The 15,197-nt window shown below is 69.8% G+C and carries 16 protein-coding genes and 1 tRNA gene; 4 read left to right on the forward strand and 13 right to left on the reverse strand.

Going from position 1 to position 15,197, the window contains the following annotated elements; translation table 11 throughout:
• Positions 1 to 4 precede the first annotated feature (4 nt).
• The 7 genes from QM699_RS09105 to QM699_RS09135 all read right to left on the reverse strand — a co-directional run bounded on the left by QM699_RS09105 (position 5) and on the right by QM699_RS09135 (position 5,236).
• Positions 5 to 1,255: a sarcosine oxidase subunit beta family protein gene (locus QM699_RS09105; RefSeq protein WP_415010827.1), complete on the reverse strand. Its 1,251-nt coding sequence runs from the start codon at positions 1,253 to 1,255 to the stop codon at positions 5 to 7.
• Between the two features lie 350 nt (positions 1,256 to 1,605).
• Positions 1,606 to 2,535: an electron transfer flavoprotein subunit alpha/FixB family protein gene (locus QM699_RS09110; RefSeq protein ID WP_415010828.1), complete on the reverse strand. Its 930-nt coding sequence runs from the start codon at positions 2,533 to 2,535 to the stop codon at positions 1,606 to 1,608.
• Positions 2,535 to 3,296 carry an electron transfer flavoprotein subunit beta/FixA family protein gene (locus QM699_RS09115; RefSeq protein ID WP_415010829.1) on the reverse strand — a complete coding sequence of 254 codons (762 nt, stop codon included), beginning with the start codon at positions 3,294 to 3,296 and terminating at the stop codon, positions 2,535 to 2,537. Before QM699_RS09115 ends, QM699_RS09110 begins: the two co-directional genes overlap by 1 nt.
• A 149-nt stretch (positions 3,297 to 3,445) precedes the next feature.
• The gene (gene trhA, locus QM699_RS09120; protein ID WP_415010830.1) at positions 3,446 to 4,120 is read right to left on the reverse strand and encodes a PAQR family membrane homeostasis protein TrhA; all 675 of its coding nucleotides are present in this window, start codon (positions 4,118 to 4,120) and stop codon (positions 3,446 to 3,448) included.
• Between the two features lie 120 nt (positions 4,121 to 4,240).
• Entirely contained in the window at positions 4,241 to 4,813 is a 573-nt protein-coding gene (locus tag QM699_RS09125; protein WP_415010831.1) for a cob(I)yrinic acid a,c-diamide adenosyltransferase, read from the reverse strand.
• A gap of 13 nt (positions 4,814 to 4,826) precedes the next feature.
• Positions 4,827 to 5,027: a twin transmembrane helix small protein gene (locus QM699_RS09130; protein ID WP_415010832.1), complete on the reverse strand. Its 201-nt coding sequence runs from the start codon at positions 5,025 to 5,027 to the stop codon at positions 4,827 to 4,829.
• A 59-nt stretch (positions 5,028 to 5,086) separates the two neighbouring features.
• A complete protein-coding gene (locus QM699_RS09135; RefSeq protein ID WP_415010833.1) occupies positions 5,087 to 5,236 on the reverse strand; it encodes a hypothetical protein in 150 nt (49 codons plus the stop codon).
• Between the two features lie 190 nt (positions 5,237 to 5,426).
• Between QM699_RS09135 and QM699_RS09140 the strand changes: the two genes are divergently transcribed.
• The 4 genes from QM699_RS09140 (at position 5,427) to QM699_RS09155 (ending at position 9,803) form a co-directional block, all read left to right on the forward strand.
• Positions 5,427 to 6,542, forward strand: a complete 1,116-nt coding sequence (locus tag QM699_RS09140) for an acyltransferase family protein (RefSeq protein WP_415010834.1) — start codon at positions 5,427 to 5,429, stop codon at positions 6,540 to 6,542.
• A 152-nt stretch (positions 6,543 to 6,694) separates the two neighbouring features.
• Positions 6,695 to 9,097 carry an endopeptidase La gene (lon, locus tag QM699_RS09145; RefSeq protein ID WP_415010835.1) on the forward strand — a complete coding sequence of 801 codons (2,403 nt, stop codon included), beginning with the start codon at positions 6,695 to 6,697 and terminating at the stop codon, positions 9,095 to 9,097.
• Positions 9,098 to 9,257: 160 nt separating this feature from the next.
• Positions 9,258 to 9,665, forward strand: coding sequence for a DUF805 domain-containing protein (locus QM699_RS09150; protein ID WP_415010836.1), 408 nt, complete (start codon positions 9,258 to 9,260; stop codon positions 9,663 to 9,665).
• A gap of 63 nt (positions 9,666 to 9,728) precedes the next feature.
• Positions 9,729 to 9,803: transfer RNA gene (locus QM699_RS09155), tRNA-Val, on the forward strand.
• Positions 9,804 to 9,975: 172 nt separating this feature from the next.
• Here the strand turns inward: QM699_RS09155 and QM699_RS09160 are convergent.
• The 6 genes from QM699_RS09160 to QM699_RS09185 all read right to left on the reverse strand — a co-directional run bounded on the left by QM699_RS09160 (position 9,976) and on the right by QM699_RS09185 (position 15,181).
• Positions 9,976 to 10,296 (reverse strand): phosphoribosyl-ATP diphosphatase, encoded by a 321-nt coding sequence (locus QM699_RS09160; RefSeq protein WP_415010837.1) that lies wholly within the window; start codon positions 10,294 to 10,296, stop codon positions 9,976 to 9,978.
• 31 nt (positions 10,297 to 10,327) lie between these two features.
• Positions 10,328 to 11,089: an imidazole glycerol phosphate synthase subunit HisF gene (gene hisF, locus QM699_RS09165; protein ID WP_415010838.1), complete on the reverse strand. Its 762-nt coding sequence runs from the start codon at positions 11,087 to 11,089 to the stop codon at positions 10,328 to 10,330.
• Between the two features lie 10 nt (positions 11,090 to 11,099).
• Positions 11,100 to 11,720, reverse strand: a complete 621-nt coding sequence (locus QM699_RS09170) for a LysE family translocator (protein ID WP_415010839.1) — start codon at positions 11,718 to 11,720, stop codon at positions 11,100 to 11,102.
• 10 nt (positions 11,721 to 11,730) lie between these two features.
• Entirely contained in the window at positions 11,731 to 12,453 is a 723-nt protein-coding gene (gene hisA, locus QM699_RS09175; RefSeq protein ID WP_415010840.1) for a 1-(5-phosphoribosyl)-5-[(5-phosphoribosylamino)methylideneamino]imidazole-4-carboxamide isomerase, read from the reverse strand.
• 70 nt (positions 12,454 to 12,523) lie between these two features.
• Positions 12,524 to 13,372, reverse strand: a complete 849-nt coding sequence (locus QM699_RS09180) for an SHOCT domain-containing protein (protein WP_415010841.1) — start codon at positions 13,370 to 13,372, stop codon at positions 12,524 to 12,526.
• Positions 13,373 to 13,447: 75 nt separating this feature from the next.
• Positions 13,448 to 15,181: a beta strand repeat-containing protein gene (locus QM699_RS09185; RefSeq protein ID WP_415012725.1), complete on the reverse strand. Its 1,734-nt coding sequence runs from the start codon at positions 15,179 to 15,181 to the stop codon at positions 13,448 to 13,450.
• Positions 15,182 to 15,197 lie beyond the last annotated feature (16 nt).

The raw sequence follows: 15,197 nt of genomic DNA on the forward strand, positions 1-15,197 counted from the left end.
CCCCTCAGTGCAGATTCGCCTGGGCGCCGACGCCCTTTTCGTCGAGCACGTAGCCGCGCGCGAAGCGGTCCAGCCGGAACGCCGTGGCCGTCTCCTGCGGCACGCCCCGCGCGATCAGGTGCGCAAAGCAGAAACCGGACGCCGGCGTCGCCTTGAAGCCGCCGTAGCACCAGCCCGCGTTCAGGAAGAGGTTGTCCTCCACGCGGTCGATGATCGGCGAGCCGTCCATCGACATGTCCATGATCCCGCCCCAGGAGCGCAGGATCCGCACGCGGCTCAGGCCCGGCACCAGCGCCACGCCCGCCTCCGCCACATGCTCGACCAGCGCCAGGTTGCCGCGCTGCGCATACGAGTTGTAGCCGTCGATGTCGCCGCCGAACACCAGCCCGCCCTTGTCCGACTGGCTGAAATAGAAGTGCCCGGCGCCGAAGGTGACGACCGTGTCGACATAGGGCTTCAGCCCCTCCGACACGAACGCCTGCAGCACGTGGCTCTCGATCGGCAGGCGCAGGCCCGCCATCTCGGCGACACGCCCCGAATTCCCCGCCGCCGCCAGCGCCAGCTTGCCGCAGGCGATGAAGCCCCGCGTCGTCTCCACCCCCTCGACGGCCCCCGAGGCCCCGCGCCGGATCCCCGTCACCTCGCAGCCCTGGATGATGTCGACGCCGTGGCTGTCCGCCCCGCGCGCATAGCCCCAGGCCACCGCGTCGTGCCGCACGGTGCCGCCCGCGCGATGCACCAGCCCGCCCATGATCGGGAACCGCGCATCGTCGAAGTTCAGGAACGGCAGCATCTCGCGCACCGCCGTCCGGTCGAGAAGCTTCGCATCCACCCCGTGCAGCCGCATGGCGTTGCCCCGCCGGGCATAGGCGTCGCGCTGCGCATCGGAATGATAGAGGTTGACGATGCCCCGCTGCGACACCATCGCGTTGAAGTTGAAATCCTGCTCCAGCCCGCCCCACAGCGTCATCGAGAGCTGGTAGAACGGATTGTTCCCGGGCAGCAGATAGTTTGCCCGGATGATCGTGGTGTTGCGCCCGACGTTGCCCGAACCAATATAGCTCTTCTCAAGCACCGCGACGTTCCGGACGCCGAACTCCTTGGCGAGATAGTACGCGGTCGCGAGCCCGTGCCCGCCGCCGCCGACGATCACCACGTCATAGGCAGGCTTCGGCTCCGGCGCCCGCCAGGCGGGTCCCCACGCCTTGTTGCCACGCAGGCCGTTCAGAAAAACCGACAGGGCGGAATAGCGCATGGGTCCTCGCCGCGGGAAAGCCCCGCCAGATTATCCCGCACGGCCGCCGACGAATTGCACCAATGGGCCATATCGCTGCAGGAAAGAGACCCCCGAAACCGCACCCGGCGGCCCGGGACGGCGCGCGACGCCCCCGGCTTTCATACGGCCTTGAAACCTGGAGAGCAGACGTTTTCCGGCCACAGCCGGAAAACCAGCAAAGAAAGACCTGCGCGCACCTGCGCGCTCCCTGGTCGCGGCAAAAGCCGCGTCCCCCGGCCGGACGCCCGCGACGCATCGCCGGCCTGTCCCGGGCGGCGACCGCCGGCGGCGGAAGGGGGCTCGATGCCCCCGCCCGCCGCCTTCCTCGATCAGCCGAGCTTCTTCTCCAGCTCGGGCACGAGCTGGAACAGGTCGCCCACCAGGCCATAGTCGGCGACCTGGAAGATCGGCGCCTCCTCATCCTTGTTGATGGCGACGATGACCTTCGAGTCCTTCATGCCCGCGAGATGCTGGATCGCGCCGGAGATGCCGACGGCGATGTAGAGCTCCGGCGCCACCACCTTGCCGGTCTGCCCCACCTGCCAGTCGTTCGGCGCGAAGCCGGAGTCGACCGCGGCGCGCGAGGCGCCCACCGCCGCGCCGAGCTTGTCGGCCAGCGCCTCGATGATACGGAAGTTCTCCTCCGACCCGACGCCCCGGCCGCCGGAGACGACGATCTTCGCACTGGTCAGCTCGGGCCGATCCGAGGTCGCGACCTTGTCCTCGACCCACATCGACTGCCCGCCGTCCGCTCCGGCCGCGGCCGTCTCGACCGGCGCCGCCGCCTGCGCCCCCGTGGCGGTGAAGCTCGCGGGACGCACCGTCACCACCTTCTTCGCGTCGGACGACTGCACCGTCTGGATCGCGTTGCCGGCATAGATCGGCCGCTCGAAGGTGTCGGCGCCGACGACGCCGGTGATCTCGGAAATCACCATCACGTCGAGCAGCGCGGCCACCCGCGGCGCCACGTTCTTGCCACTGGTGGTGCCCGGGAACACGATGTGGTCGTAGGGACCGGCCATCGACACCATGAGGTCGGCCAGCGGCTCGGCCATCCGGTGCCCGTAGGCCGCGCCCTCGACGTGGATCACCTTCGCCACGCCGTCGAGCTGTGCCGCCGCCTCGGCGACCGCGCCCGCGCCCTCGCCGGCGACGAGGACGGTGATCTCGCCGCCCATCGCCTTGGCCGCCGTCACGGTCTTTGCCGTGGCGTCGTTCAGGCTTGCATTGTCGTGCTTGGCCAGGATCAGGACAGCCATCAGATCACCCCCGCCTCATCCTTGAGCTTCGCGACCAGCTCGTCGACCGAGCCGACCTTCACCCCGCCCTTGCGCGTGGCCGGCTCGGTCGTCTTCACCACCTTGAGCCGCGAGGTCACGTCGACGCCGTAGTCGGCCGGCGTCTTCTCCTCGAGCGGCTTCTTCTTCGCCTTCATGATGTTCGGCAGGCTCGCATAGCGCGGCTCGTTCAGCCGCAGGTCGACCGTCACGATCGCCGGCAGCGTCACCGCGATCGTCTGCAGCCCGCCATCGACCTCGCGCGTCACCGTGGCCTTGCCGTCGCCGATCTCGACCGCGCTCGCGAACGTCGCCTGCGGCCAGCCGAGCAGCGCCGCCAGCATCTGGCCGGTCGCGTTCATGTCGTTGTCGATCGCCTGCTTGCCGGCGATCACCAGCCCGGCGCCTTCGGCCTCGGCCACCGCCTTCAGGATCTTCGCCACCGCCAGCGGCTCGATGTCGGTCGCGGCTTCCTCTGCCGCCACCACCAGGATCGCCCGGTCGGCGCCCATGGCGAGCGCGGTGCGCAGCGTCTCCTGCGCCTGCTTCACGCCGATCGAGACCGCGACCACCTCCTCGGCCACACCTTTTTCCTTCAGCCGGATCGCCTCTTCCACCGCGATCTCGTCGAAGGGGTTCATGCTCATCTTGACGTTGGCGAGGTCTACCCCGCTGCCGTCGCCCTTCACGCGAACCTTGACGTTGTAGTCGATCACCCGCTTCACGGGCACGAGGATCTTCATCGGACAAGCCCCCTGATGCCGGCCTTCGGCAGCCGCGCGCCGAGCGGCCTCAACCGCGGTTGGGTCTACGGACTGGGGGCTGGCCGTGCAAGGGAGTTTGCGGCGCTTCTCGGGCCATAGGCGACACCGGCCCGCCCGGGGTGCAGGTTTCAGGCACCGATCCGGCCGGAAACCTCCACCAGCACCGCGGCATAGAGCACGCAGCTCCCCGCCAGCACGAACACATGCCAGATGGTGTTGTGGAACGGCAGCCGCTCCCAGACGAAGAACACGACGCCGAGGGTGTAGGTGAGCCCCGCCGCCAGGATGAGCAGCGCGCCGGTGGGCGAGAGTGCCTCGACGATCGGCCCGCCGATCAATGCGCCGGCCCATCCCATCAGCAGGTAGAGCGCGATGCTCGCCCACTTCAGCCGCGCCCCGCTCCAGAGCCGCAGGGCGGCGCCGGCAAACGCCGCGCTCCACAGGCCGGCGAGGAAAAGCCCCGCGTGGCCGCCGGCGATGACGGCGAACGGGGTGTAGCTGCCGGCGATCTTCACGTAGATCGCCGACTGGTCCATGCGCCGCAGCATCGGCTTCCACGCCGGTCGCCGCAGCATGTTGTTGAGCGCCGAACAGACGAGCAGCACCAGGACCGAGAGGCCGTAGACCACAAGCGCCGCGACCGTGCCGCCATCCGTGCCGCCGTCGCCACGGCGCGACAGGCCGAGCCAGACCAGCGCCGGCAGCGCGACGAGCGCGGCCAGGATGCCGACGACATGCACCACCGCATCGCTCAGCAGCTCGGCGCGCGTGTAGACCATCGGCGTGCGCTCGCGCGTGAACATCTCCCGATCCCCCGGGGGCCGGCGCACCGGCCCCCCCTTGGCCCCATCGAAGCAGAAACGCCGCCGCCGCGATACGCGGACGTGGCGTCAAGGTTTACGTGGGATCGGGGGAGAGGGCCGTCAACGGTTGGCGCCGGGCACCCAGAGAACATCCCCCGCACCGCCCAGATTGGCGGCACGCGCGGCGACGAACAGCCAGTCCGACAGGCGGTTGATGTAGCGCACCGCCTCCGGGTTGACGCTCTCCTCGCGGGCCAGCGTCACCGCTTCGCGCTCCGCCCGCCGGCAGACGGTGCGCGAGAGATGCAGATACGCCGCCAGCGCGCTGCCGCCGGGCAGCACGAAGCTGCGCAGCGGCTGCATCCCGGCGTTCATCGCGTCGATCTCCTGCTCCAGCCGCTCGACCTGCGCCGCCACGATGCGCAGCCGCGGATGCGGTGCGGCGCCGTCCGTCTCGAAACCCGGCGTCGCGAGATCCGCCCCGAGGTCGAACAGGTCGTTCTGCACCCGCGCGATCCCGGCCTCCGCCTCGCCGGTGGCGTGCAGCCGCGCCAGCCCGAGGGTCGCGTTCACCTCGTCGACGGTGCCGTAGGCTGCGACCCGGACCGAGTCCTTCTCCACCCGCGCGCCGTCGCCGAGCGCCGTGGTGCCCTTGTCCCCGGTGCGGGTATAGATCTTGCTCAAGACGACCATGCAGGCGCAGCCCTCAGTGCTTCGACACCCAGACGAAGAGCACGATCAGGATCACCGCGATGAACTGCGCGAGCAGGCGCAGCCGCATGATCTTGTTCGCGTACTTCGCGTTGAATTCGCCGCCGCGCGCAAAGCCGCCCACGCCCACCATCAGGATCACCACCACCGCGGCACAGGCGAGGGCGACCAGAATGAACAGCGGATCGTGGGTCATAGCCTCCCTCCGGGGCAGCATCTGTGCCACCATGCGCCGCCCGCCGGGGAGAGTCGAGGCTACCGGCCGCCGCGGCAACCGGCATCGGCGCTGTCGCACTGGCTCCCGGACATCGCGTGACCACCCTGCCGCCCGGCCTCGCCGGCCGTCACCGCCGACGTGATGGCCTGCAGCATCACCAGAACAAGAACGACTGTGCGAACTGTCATCTGCTTTCCGCCGGCCCCGGGCCGGTGCCCCTCGTCATGAAAAGGAACTTCGTCAAATACCGCCGCCGCAAAAAGGCGGGCGGCCGGCGCATCATACGCGCTTTCGCGCCGCCCGGCGCGGCAATTCCGCCCCGGTCATGTTTCGTTAATCGCTCGGCGGTAGCCCCGGACCAAACGCCGGAGCACGCCCATGACCGTTGCCGCGACCCCGACGATCGGCGCCCGCCTCGCGGCCCGCGGCGGCTTCGGGCCGGGCTTCGACTGGATCCGCATCGTCCTCGCGGTCAGCGTCGCGGCCACGCACATCAACTCGATCGTCCCGCGCGATGCCGGCCATTTCGCGCTGCCGCCGGCCTATCACTTCGGCATCCTCTACGCCTTCTTCGGGCTGTCGGGCTTCCTCGTCACCGCCAGCGCCGAGCGGCTCGGGCTCGCCAACTTCATGCTGAACCGCAGCCTCAGGATCTTTCCCGCCCTGATGGTCGACATCGCCCTTTCGGCGATGCTGCTCGGCGCGATCTTCACCACCCTGCCGCTCGGGGCGTACTACGCCCATCCGATGACGCACCGCTACCTGCTCAACATGGTCGGCGCCGTCCAGCTGCACCTGCCCGGCGTCTTCGAGACCAGCACCGTGCCGGCGGTCAACTACTCGCTCTGGACCGTGCCGTTCGAGCTCGCCTGCTACGCGCTGATCGGCGGGCTCATCGTCACCCGCAGCTTCCGCCTCGCACCGCTCCTTGCGCTCGGGTGGGTCGCGGCCGGCTTCGCGGTCGCGGCGCTCCCCGCCCTCGGCCCGCTCGATCCCGCGCTCAACCACCTGTTCGTGCTCAAGGGTTCGCGTCTCCTCGTCGCCTTCCTGCTCGGCATCGCCGCCTATCGCTGGCGGAACCAGATCCCCCGCGACCCGCGGCTGCTCGCGGCCGCGATTGCCGCCTGCATCGCGCTCGACCTGCTGCTCGCCCCGTCCGAGGACGACGTGTTCTATCCCACGCTCTCGCTCCTGCTCGGCGTGCCCGTGCTCTACGTGACGCTCTGGCTCGGCACCGCCGAGCTGCCGACGCCCGCGCTGCTGAAGCGGGGCGACTATTCCTATGGCATCTATCTCTACCACTGGCCGATCATGCAGGCGCTGGTGCTCGTCCTGCCGAATCTCGGCCACGCCGGGCTCTATTTCCTCGTCATCATGCCTGTCGTCGCCGGCTTCGCCGCCCTGTCCTGGCACCTGATCGAGAAGCCCGTCCTTGCCCAGCGGCGGCGATTCTCCTTCGCCACCCGGCAACGCACCATGGTGCCCGGCGAATGACGACACCGCGATGACAGCTTGCGCCCGCCTTCGGCGCGCCGCACACTCTGCCTTGAAACGGCGCCGGCCCCGCGCCATTTGACCCGGGAGGAAGCGCCCACGTCGCCGAAGCGGTCGGGACCGGGCACTTCGCCAGAAAGGACAATAATCCCATGTCAGACCAGAGCAGCTCGCCCTCCCATCCCGTTCTGCCGCTGCGCGACATCGTGGTCTTCCCGCACATGATCGTGCCGCTGTTCGTCGGCCGCGAGAAGTCCGTGCGCGCGCTCGAGGCGGTGATGAAGGACGACCGCCAGATCCTCCTCGCCAGCCAGCGCGACGCCTCCGAGGACGAGCCGACGGCGGACGGGATCTATCGCGTCGGCGTCCTCGCCAACGTGCTGCAGCTCCTGAAACTGCCCGACGGCACGGTGAAGGTGCTGGTCGAGGGCAAGGCGCGCGTCGCGATCGAGCGCTTCATCGACAACGAGTCGTACTTCGAGGCGCAGGCGCACCGGATCGACGAGACCGAGAAGGACCCGGACGCGATCAAGGCGCTGGTCCGCGCCGTCGCCGAGGAATTCGAGCGCTACGCCAAGCTCAACCGGAACATCCCCGAGGAAGCGGTCTCGGCGGTTTCCGAGACCATGCCCGCGTCCAAGCTCGCCGACACCGTCGCCGGCCACATCGGCCCGAAGCTCGAGGACAAGCAGAAGCTCCTCGAGGAAGCCGACGTGGGCGAGCGGCTGGAGGCGATCTATGGCCTCATGCAGGGCGAGATGTCGGTCCTCAAGGTCGAGAAGAAGATCAAGAGCCGCGTCAAGACGCAGATGGAGCGCACCCAGCGCGAGTACTATCTGAACGAGCAGATGAAGGCGATCCAGCGCGAGCTGGGTGGCGAGGAAGGCGGTCAGGACGACGCGTCCGAGTTCGAGGAACGCATCGCCCGGACCAGGCTCTCCAAGGAGGCCAAGGACAAGGCGCTGGCGGAGGTGAAGAAGCTCCGCTCCATGTCGCCGATGTCGGCCGAGGCCACCGTGGTGCGCAACTACCTCGACTGGATGCTGTCGATCCCGTGGGGCAAGAAGTCGCGGATCCGCAAGGACCTGCCGCACGCCGAGGCCGTGCTCGACGCCGACCACTACGGCCTCGAGAAGGTCAAGGAGCGCATCATCGAGTTCCTCGCGGTGCAGTCGCGCAGCGACAAGCTCAAGGGCCCGATCCTCTGCCTCGTCGGCCCTCCCGGCGTCGGCAAGACCTCGCTCGGCAAGTCGGTCGCGAAGGCGACGGGGCGCGAGTTCATCCGCATCTCGCTCGGCGGTGTCCGGGACGAGGCGGAGATCCGCGGCCACCGGCGGACCTACATCGGCTCGATGCCCGGCAAGATCATCCAGTCGATGAAGAAGGCGAAGACGGTCAACCCGCTGATCCTGCTCGACGAAATCGACAAGATGGGCCAGGATTTCCGCGGCGATCCGGCGAGCGCGATGCTCGAGGTCCTCGACCCAGAGCAGAACGCGACGTTCATGGACCACTATCTCGAGGTGGAATACGATCTGTCCCAGGTCATGTTCATCACCACGTCGAACAGCTACAACATGCCGCGCCCGCTCCTCGACCGCATGGAGATCATCTCGATCTCGGGCTACACGGAAGAGGAAAAGGCCGGCATCGCGCGGCAGCACCTGATCGCCAAGCAGGAAAAGGGCCATGGCCTGAAGCCGGGCGAGTTCGAGCTGACGGCGGACGCGCTCCGCGACATCGTGCGGTACTACACGCGCGAAGCCGGCGTGCGGAACCTGGAGCGCGAGATCGCCAAGCTCTGCCGCAAGGCGGTGACGGAGATCGTCAAGGGCAAGTCGGCCAAGGTGATCGTCACCCCGGAGAACCTCGAGGACTTCCTCGGCGTCCGCCGGTTCAAGTACGGTCTGGCCGAGACCGCGGACTCCATCGGCGTCGTGACCGGCCTCGCGTGGACCGAAGTCGGGGGCGACCTGCTCTCGATCGAGGCGCTGCGCCTGCCCGGCAAGGGCCGGATGAAGACCACCGGCAAGCTCGGCGACGTGATGAAGGAGTCGATCGACGCGGCCTCGTCCTTCGTGCGCTCCAAGGCGCCGGAGCTGGGCCTCAAGCCGACGATGTTCGAGTCGACCGACATCCACGTCCACGTCCCCGAGGGCGCCACGCCCAAGGACGGGCCGTCGGCGGGCATCGCCATGGTCACGTCCATCGTCTCGGTGCTTACCGGCATTCCGGTGCGTCGCGACGTGGCGATGACCGGCGAAGTGACGCTGCGCGGCAACGTGCTGCCGATCGGCGGGCTCAAGGAGAAGCTGCTCGCCGCCCTGCGCGGCGGGATCACCACCGTGATGATCCCGGCCGACAACGTGAAGGATCTGCGGGACATCCCGGATACCGTGAAGAACGGCCTCGCCATCATCCCGGTCTCCTCGGTGATGGACGTCCTGAAGAACGCGCTGGTGCGGATGCCCGAGCCGATCGAGTGGGACGAGGCGGCCGAGGCGGCGGCCAAGCCGCCCGTTCCGACCGAAGGCCCCAGCGCCGCGGCGCACTGACCCTCCCCGAAAGCCCCGGCATCGCCGGGGCTTTCCCGTTTCGGCGACCCGCCTCGCGCGTCGGACACCAACACTGCCTTAAGGATGAGCGCACGCCGCGCTTCTCCATCTCCCCGGGATGATGGCATGATGGGATCGGTCCCGTGTTCCGAGGTGCGCCATGTCCAAGCCGGTGTTCGACGACGTCTTCCGCTTCCACGGACGGCGCAACCGACGCAGCTATGCGCTCTTCACGCTCGCGATCTGGTCGCTGTTTCTCACCGCCACCTTCGTGCTGGTGCTGGTGGGCGCGTCGGCGAGCGAGAACCTCGGGACCGCCGTCGCGGTCCTGTGGCTCGTGGGGCTTCTGCCCTTCGCCTGGGCGAGCTGGTCCGTCTCGGCGCAGCGGTGCCGCGACATCGGCTGGACGGGCTGGGCGGCGCTGCTGGCGCTGATGCCCTACGTCGGCTTCGCGTTCAGCGTCGCGCTCTTCTTCATCCCCGGCACGTCCGGCGCCAACCGCTACGGGCCCGATCCGGTGCAGCCGGTGGGCCCCGCTCTCGGCCGGCTTCGCGTCCACGCCGCCTGAGGAAAATTCCCGGTCGGCGGGCCTTGATGTGCCCGCCGAATGCCGCTATCAGGCGCCCCGGAAGGGCGATTAGCTCAGCGGTAGAGCGCTTCGTTCACATCGAAGATGTCGGCGGTTCGATCCCGTCATCGCCCACCATACCCTCGACGACTTAGCGGCCGCGCGCAAAAGCGCGCTGCGGTTCTGTGAACCGGCGGCACCGCTGTCCGAACGGGCCGCCATGTCCGGCTATCGGGAACTACTGGAGATGAATCCTCTGGATTCATCGGCTTGCCGTCGTTTCACGCGTGACGTCGGCAAGCTCCGAACGTCAGGAGCGCGCCCGGCTCGCCTTTTCCTCGATCCCGGATCGCCCCTCGCGTCGCGCCAGCTCGTCGAGCACCGCTCCCCACGGCACGCCCGCGGCGACCAGCATCACCTGCAGGTGATAGAGCACGTCCGCCGCCTCGTAGGTCAGGCCCGCCGCGTCACCGGAGGCGGCCGCGACGATCGCCTCCACCGCTTCCTCGCCGAACTTCTCGGCGCATTTTCCCCGGCCCTTCGCCAGCAGGGCCGCCGTGTGCGAGCCGGCCGGATCGGCCCCGGCCCGCGCCTCGATCGTCGCCCAGAGGCGCGCCAGAACGTCGCTCACACCAGACCCTCGCTCAAAGCCAGACCCCCGTTCACGTCAGTCTCACCGCAATGCCCGCCGCCGCCATGGCGGCCTTGGCCTCGCCGATCGAATGCTGCCCGAAATGGAAGATCGACGCCGCCAGCACCGCCGAGGCGTGCCCCTCGGTCACGCCCTCCACCAGATGCTCCAGCGTCCCGACCCCGCCGCTGGCGATCACCGGGATCCGCACGGCATCCGCGATCGCCCGCGTCAGGCCGAGGTTGTAGCCAGCCCGCGTGCCGTCCCGGTCCATCGAGGTGAGCAGGATCTCCCCCGCCCCGCGCCGCTCCATCTCCCGCGCGAAGGCCACCGCGTCGATCCCGGTGGCCCGGGTGCCGCCGTGGGTGAAGATCTCCCAGCGCCCCGGCGCCACCGTCTTCGCGTCGATCGCCACGGTGATGCACTGCGCCCCGAATTTCGCGGCCGCCTGCCCGATCACCTCCGGGTTCGCCACCGCGGCGGTGTTGAAGCTCACCTTGTCCGCGCCGGCGAGCAGCAGCGCACGCACGTCCTCGGGCGTGCGCACCCCGCCGCCGACGGTCAGCGGCATGAAGCACTGCTCCGCCGTCCGGCTCGCCAGATCGAGCAGCGTCCCCCGGTTCTCGAGGCTCGCCGCGATGTCGAGAAAGCAGAGCTCGTCCGCCCCGGCCGCATCGTAGGCGCGCGCCGCCGCCACCGGATCACCCGCGTCGACGAGATCGGCGAAATTCACGCCCTTGACCACGCGCCCTTCCTTGACGTCGAGGCAGGGGATCACCCGAACCTTCAGCATCGCCCGCCTCTCACGCCGCCCGCAGCGTCACCGCCGCCGTGCCGGCGGCAATCAGCGCCGTCCCGCCCGCGCGGTTGACGAGCCGGATCGCCCGCGGGCTCGACGCCAGCCGACGGGCCCGCGAGGCGAGGATCGCGTAGCCGAAGGCGTTGGCGAAGGCGAGCGTCACGAAGGTCGCCTCGAAGATCGCCATCTGCGGCCAGAACGGCAGGGTCGGATCGAGGAACTGCGGCAGGAAGGCGACGAAGAACACGATCGACTTCGGATTGAGCACCGTCACCAGCCACGCGTGCGCCAGCATCCGCCCCGGCCGCACCGCCTCGGTCCGCGCGGTGACGTCGAGCCGCGACCCCGCCCGCCACAGCTTCACCCCGAGAAAGATCAGATAGCCCGCGCCGACCCACTTCACCGCGGTGAAAAGCGCCGCCGAACTGGCCAGCAGCGCGCCGACGCCCAGCATTGACAGCGTCATCGCCGTCAGATCGCCCAGCGCCACGCCCGTCGCCACCGGCGCCGCCACCTTCCACCCGCGCCCGAGCGCGTAGGAGACGACGAGCAGGATCGTCGGCCCCGGAATCACCAGCAGAACCGCCGACGCTGCGACGAACGCGATCCAGGTTTCGAAGCTCATGCCGTCCCCCTCACGCCGCCAGCAGCCGGACGGCTTCCGCCAGGTCGATCGCCCCCTCGTAGAGCGCCCGTCCCGAAATCGCCCCGTCGAGCGGCGCCCCGCTCGCCTTCAGCGCGCGCAGATCGTCGAGCGACGACACGCCGCCCGACGCGATCACCGGGATCGTCACCGCGCGCGCCAGCGCCGCGGTCGCCGCCACGTTCGGGCCCTGCATGGCCCCGTCGCGGTCGATGTCGGTGTAGACGATCGCCGCCACGCCCGCGTCCTCGAAGCGCCGCGCGAGGTCGGTCGCGGTCACGTCCGAGGTCTCGGCCCAGCCTTCGACCGCCACCCTTCCATCGCGCGCGTCGATCCCGACCGCGACCCGGCCGGGGTTCGCCCGCGCCGCCGCCCGCACCAGCTCCGGGTCGCGCAGCGCCACCGTCCCGAGGATCACCCGCGCGACGCCCGCCGCGAGCCAGCCGTCAATCGCCGCGCGATCCCGGATACCGCCGCCGAGCTGCACCGGCACGGCGACCGCCCCGAGGATCGCGGCCACCGCCGCGCCGTTCACCGGCCGCCCGGCAAACGCGCCGTTGAGATCGACGATATGCAGCCACTCGCAGCCCGCCGCCGCGAACGCCCGCGCCTGCGCCGCGGGATCGTCGCCGAACACGGTTGCCGCCGCCATGTCGCCGCGCAGCAGCCGCACGCACTGGCCGTCCTTCAGGTCGATCGCGGGATAGAGGATCATCTGCCGATTCCAGAGAGTTGCCGCGCGACTGATAGACCGCCGCCCCACGGATTGCAAAACGCCGCGCCGCTCACAGCCGATCGAGCAGCTCGGCCTTCTTCCGGGAAAATTCCTCGTCGGTCAGGATGCCCCGGGCATGCAGCTCCGCCAGCCGCTCGATCAGCCCGACCGGATCCCCGGCGGCCGCCGGCGCAGCCGCCCCAGCCCCGGCCGCTCTCGGCGCGGCAGGCGCGGACGCGGCGGGCGCGGTCGCGGCGGGCGCGGCTGCGGTGGGCACGGTCGCTGTGGGCACTGGCGCAATCGGTTCGGGCGCGGCGACCGGGGGCACGACGGCAAGGGCCTCGGCCGCCGCCTTCGCCGGTCCCGGCCGGCCGTCGGCCCCGATCACCGCGAGTTCGTCGAGGCGTACGGGACCGAACTGGCTGGTGAAGGTCAGCGACTGCCCGCCAGACTGTGCCTGTGACACGCCGCCGATCGCGTGATCGCCGGTGTCGTAGATCGTGACCGTCCCGCCGTGGGCGACCGCCAGCCGACGGGTGCCCGGGAACACCGCATAGCGCATGTCGTTCTGCCCGCCCGAGGAGGACGCCGCGCCCAGCCAGGCGGGCCAGCCCCCCGGGCCGACGTCACCGGCCTCGGTCGGGCGGAACAGCCCCGGCGCGCCGATCAGCCCGGCCAGCTCTGTGCAGAGCGCGTCGACCCGTGCCTTCAGCGCGGAGTTGAACATGTCGCCGATCATGATCATGCCGCCGCGCGACCACTGGCCCATGCCGCCGAGCTCCGGCGCATCGAACTGCGCCTGGGTGCCGCCGCCGCGCTGCAACGCCCCGAACAGGCCCTCGGCCGTCGCCGGGGAAACCCCGTGGCGCGCGGCGATCCCGTCGATCCGCTCGCGACCCTCCTCGGTCAGTTCCGCCATGCCGGGCCCCTCTCCCCTCGTCCGCTACGTGCCGGCGTAGCACGCAGGCAGGCGGGGGGACAGGGGCGCGGCGGCTCAGCCGAGGACGAAATCCTCGGAGCCGAGCGACAGGGTGGTGACGCCGGCCAGCCGGATGGTGCCGTGCCCGCCGATCTCGTCGAGATTGATGAGCGCCCCGAGCGAGTTGAAGCTGATCGCGTCGGACAGGAAGGTGGTGGCCGCATAGCCGTCGAGGCGGATCACGTCGTTGCCGGAGGCGTCGAAGTCGGTGATCCGGTCGTCTCCCGTCGTGTCGCCGAAGTGGAAGACGAAGGTGTCGTTCCCCGAGCCGCCGGTCAGCGTGTCGTTGCCGGTGCCGCCGGCCAGCGTGTCGTTGCCGGCGAGCCCCGAGATGCTCGTGACGTTGACAAGCGCCATCTTGGAGAAATCGAGCGCGTTCGCCGCCGACGTCCCCTGCAGCCCGACGCCGCCGCCGTTGATCGTCTCGACGCCGGTGATCCGCGAGGAGAGCAGGAGCGTTGCGGTGCCGCCCGTGGCGTCGACCTTGAGGACGTCCTGTCCATCGCCGCCGTCGATCACGTCGGACTGCGCCTCCGTGCCGCGGATGACGATGGTGTCGGCCCCGGCCCCCGCCGAGATCGTGTCGTTGCCACTGCCGCCGTCGATGGTGTCCGCCCCGCCGCTGCCGATCAGGGTGTCGTTGCCGGTCAGACCGTAGATGCCGGTCAGCCCGGTGACGGTGGTGAACCCGGACAGGTCCAGCGTGTCGGCCAGCAAGGTGCCGCGCAGCGCGAGGCCGTTGCCGTCGAAGATCTCGATGCCGCTCACCCGCGACAGCGTGGCCATGATGAGATCGGCGGTGCCGTCGATCTTCAGGGTATCGGTGCCGGCGCCGCCGATCAGCGTATCGCTCTGCATCTCGGTGGTGCGCACCAGGAACGTGTCATTGCCGGCGCCGCCGTCGATCGAGTTGTTGCCCGAGCCGCCGTCGAGAGTGTCGTTGCCGCCGCTGCCGACCAGGGTGTCTTTGCCGGACAGGCCGTAGATGCCGGTCAGCCCGGTGACGGTGGTGAAGCCGGAGAGGTTGAGCGTGTCGGCGGACGACGTGCCGCGCAGCGCCAGGCCGTTGCCGTCGAAGATCTCGATGCCGCTCACCCGCGACAGCGTGGCCATGATGAGATCGGCGGTGCCGTCGATCTTCAGGGTATCGGTGCCCGCGCCGCCGACGAGCGTATCGCTCTGCAACTCGGTGGTGCGCGCCAGGAACGTGTCGTCGCCGGCGCCGCCGTCCATCGAGTCGTTGTTGGCGCCGCCGTCGAGGGTGTCGTTGCCGCTGCTGCCGACCAGGGTGTCGTTGCCGGACAGGCCGTAGATGCCGGTCAGTCCCAGGACGGTGGTGAACCCGGAGAGGTTGAGCGTGTCGGCGGACGACGTGCCGCGCAGCGCCAGGCCGTTGCCGTCGAAGGTCTCGATGCCGCTTACCCGCGACAGCGTGGCCATGACGAGATCGGCGGTGCCGTCGATCTTCAGGATATCGGTGCCAGCGCCGCCGATCAGCGTATCGCTCTGCATCTCGGTGGTGCGCACCAGGAAGGTGTCGTTACCGGCACCGCCGTCGATCGAGTCGTTGCCCGCGCCGCCGTCGAGCGTATCGTTGCCGGCGTTGCCGAGCAGCGTGTCGTTGCCGGCGAGGCCGCTCAGGAGATCGTTGCCCGCGCCGCCGGTCAGCGTGTTCGCCGACGACGTGCCGGTGAGCGTCAGCCCCGGCTCGTCGCGGCCCTCGACGGTGATGGTGGCGGTGTTCGCCACGCCCGTGTGCTGTCCG

Origin of the sequence: Amaricoccus sp. (assembly GCF_047602525.1) — a bacterium.
Taxonomy (GTDB): domain Bacteria; phylum Pseudomonadota; class Alphaproteobacteria; order Rhodobacterales; family Rhodobacteraceae; genus Amaricoccus.

Excerpts from the sequence above, each read along its gene's own strand:
- QM699_RS09105 (WP_415010827.1), bottom strand. The coding sequence starts at position 1,255 with ATGCGCTATTCCGCCCTGTCGGTTTTTCTGAACGGCCTGCGTGGCAAC.
- QM699_RS09110 (WP_415010828.1), bottom strand. The coding sequence starts at position 2,535 with ATGGCTGTCCTGATCCTGGCCAAGCACGACAATGCAAGCCTGAACGAC.
- QM699_RS09115 (WP_415010829.1), bottom strand. The coding sequence starts at position 3,296 with ATGAAGATCCTCGTGCCCGTGAAGCGGGTGATCGACTACAACGTCAAG.
- trhA (WP_415010830.1), bottom strand. The coding sequence starts at position 4,120 with ATGTTCACGCGCGAGCGCACGCCGATGGTCTACACGCGCGCCGAGCTG.
- QM699_RS09125 (WP_415010831.1), bottom strand. The coding sequence starts at position 4,813 with ATGGTCGTCTTGAGCAAGATCTATACCCGCACCGGGGACAAGGGCACC.
- QM699_RS09130 (WP_415010832.1), bottom strand. The coding sequence starts at position 5,027 with ATGACCCACGATCCGCTGTTCATTCTGGTCGCCCTCGCCTGTGCCGCG.
- QM699_RS09135 (WP_415010833.1), bottom strand. The coding sequence starts at position 5,236 with ATGACAGTTCGCACAGTCGTTCTTGTTCTGGTGATGCTGCAGGCCATC.
- QM699_RS09140 (WP_415010834.1), top strand. The coding sequence starts at position 5,427 with ATGACCGTTGCCGCGACCCCGACGATCGGCGCCCGCCTCGCGGCCCGC.
- lon (WP_415010835.1), top strand. The coding sequence starts at position 6,695 with ATGTCAGACCAGAGCAGCTCGCCCTCCCATCCCGTTCTGCCGCTGCGC.
- QM699_RS09150 (WP_415010836.1), top strand. The coding sequence starts at position 9,258 with ATGTCCAAGCCGGTGTTCGACGACGTCTTCCGCTTCCACGGACGGCGC.
- hisF (WP_415010838.1), bottom strand. The coding sequence starts at position 11,089 with ATGCTGAAGGTTCGGGTGATCCCCTGCCTCGACGTCAAGGAAGGGCGC.
- QM699_RS09170 (WP_415010839.1), bottom strand. The coding sequence starts at position 11,720 with ATGAGCTTCGAAACCTGGATCGCGTTCGTCGCAGCGTCGGCGGTTCTG.
- hisA (WP_415010840.1), bottom strand. The coding sequence starts at position 12,453 with ATGATCCTCTATCCCGCGATCGACCTGAAGGACGGCCAGTGCGTGCGG.
- QM699_RS09180 (WP_415010841.1), bottom strand. The coding sequence starts at position 13,372 with ATGGCGGAACTGACCGAGGAGGGTCGCGAGCGGATCGACGGGATCGCC.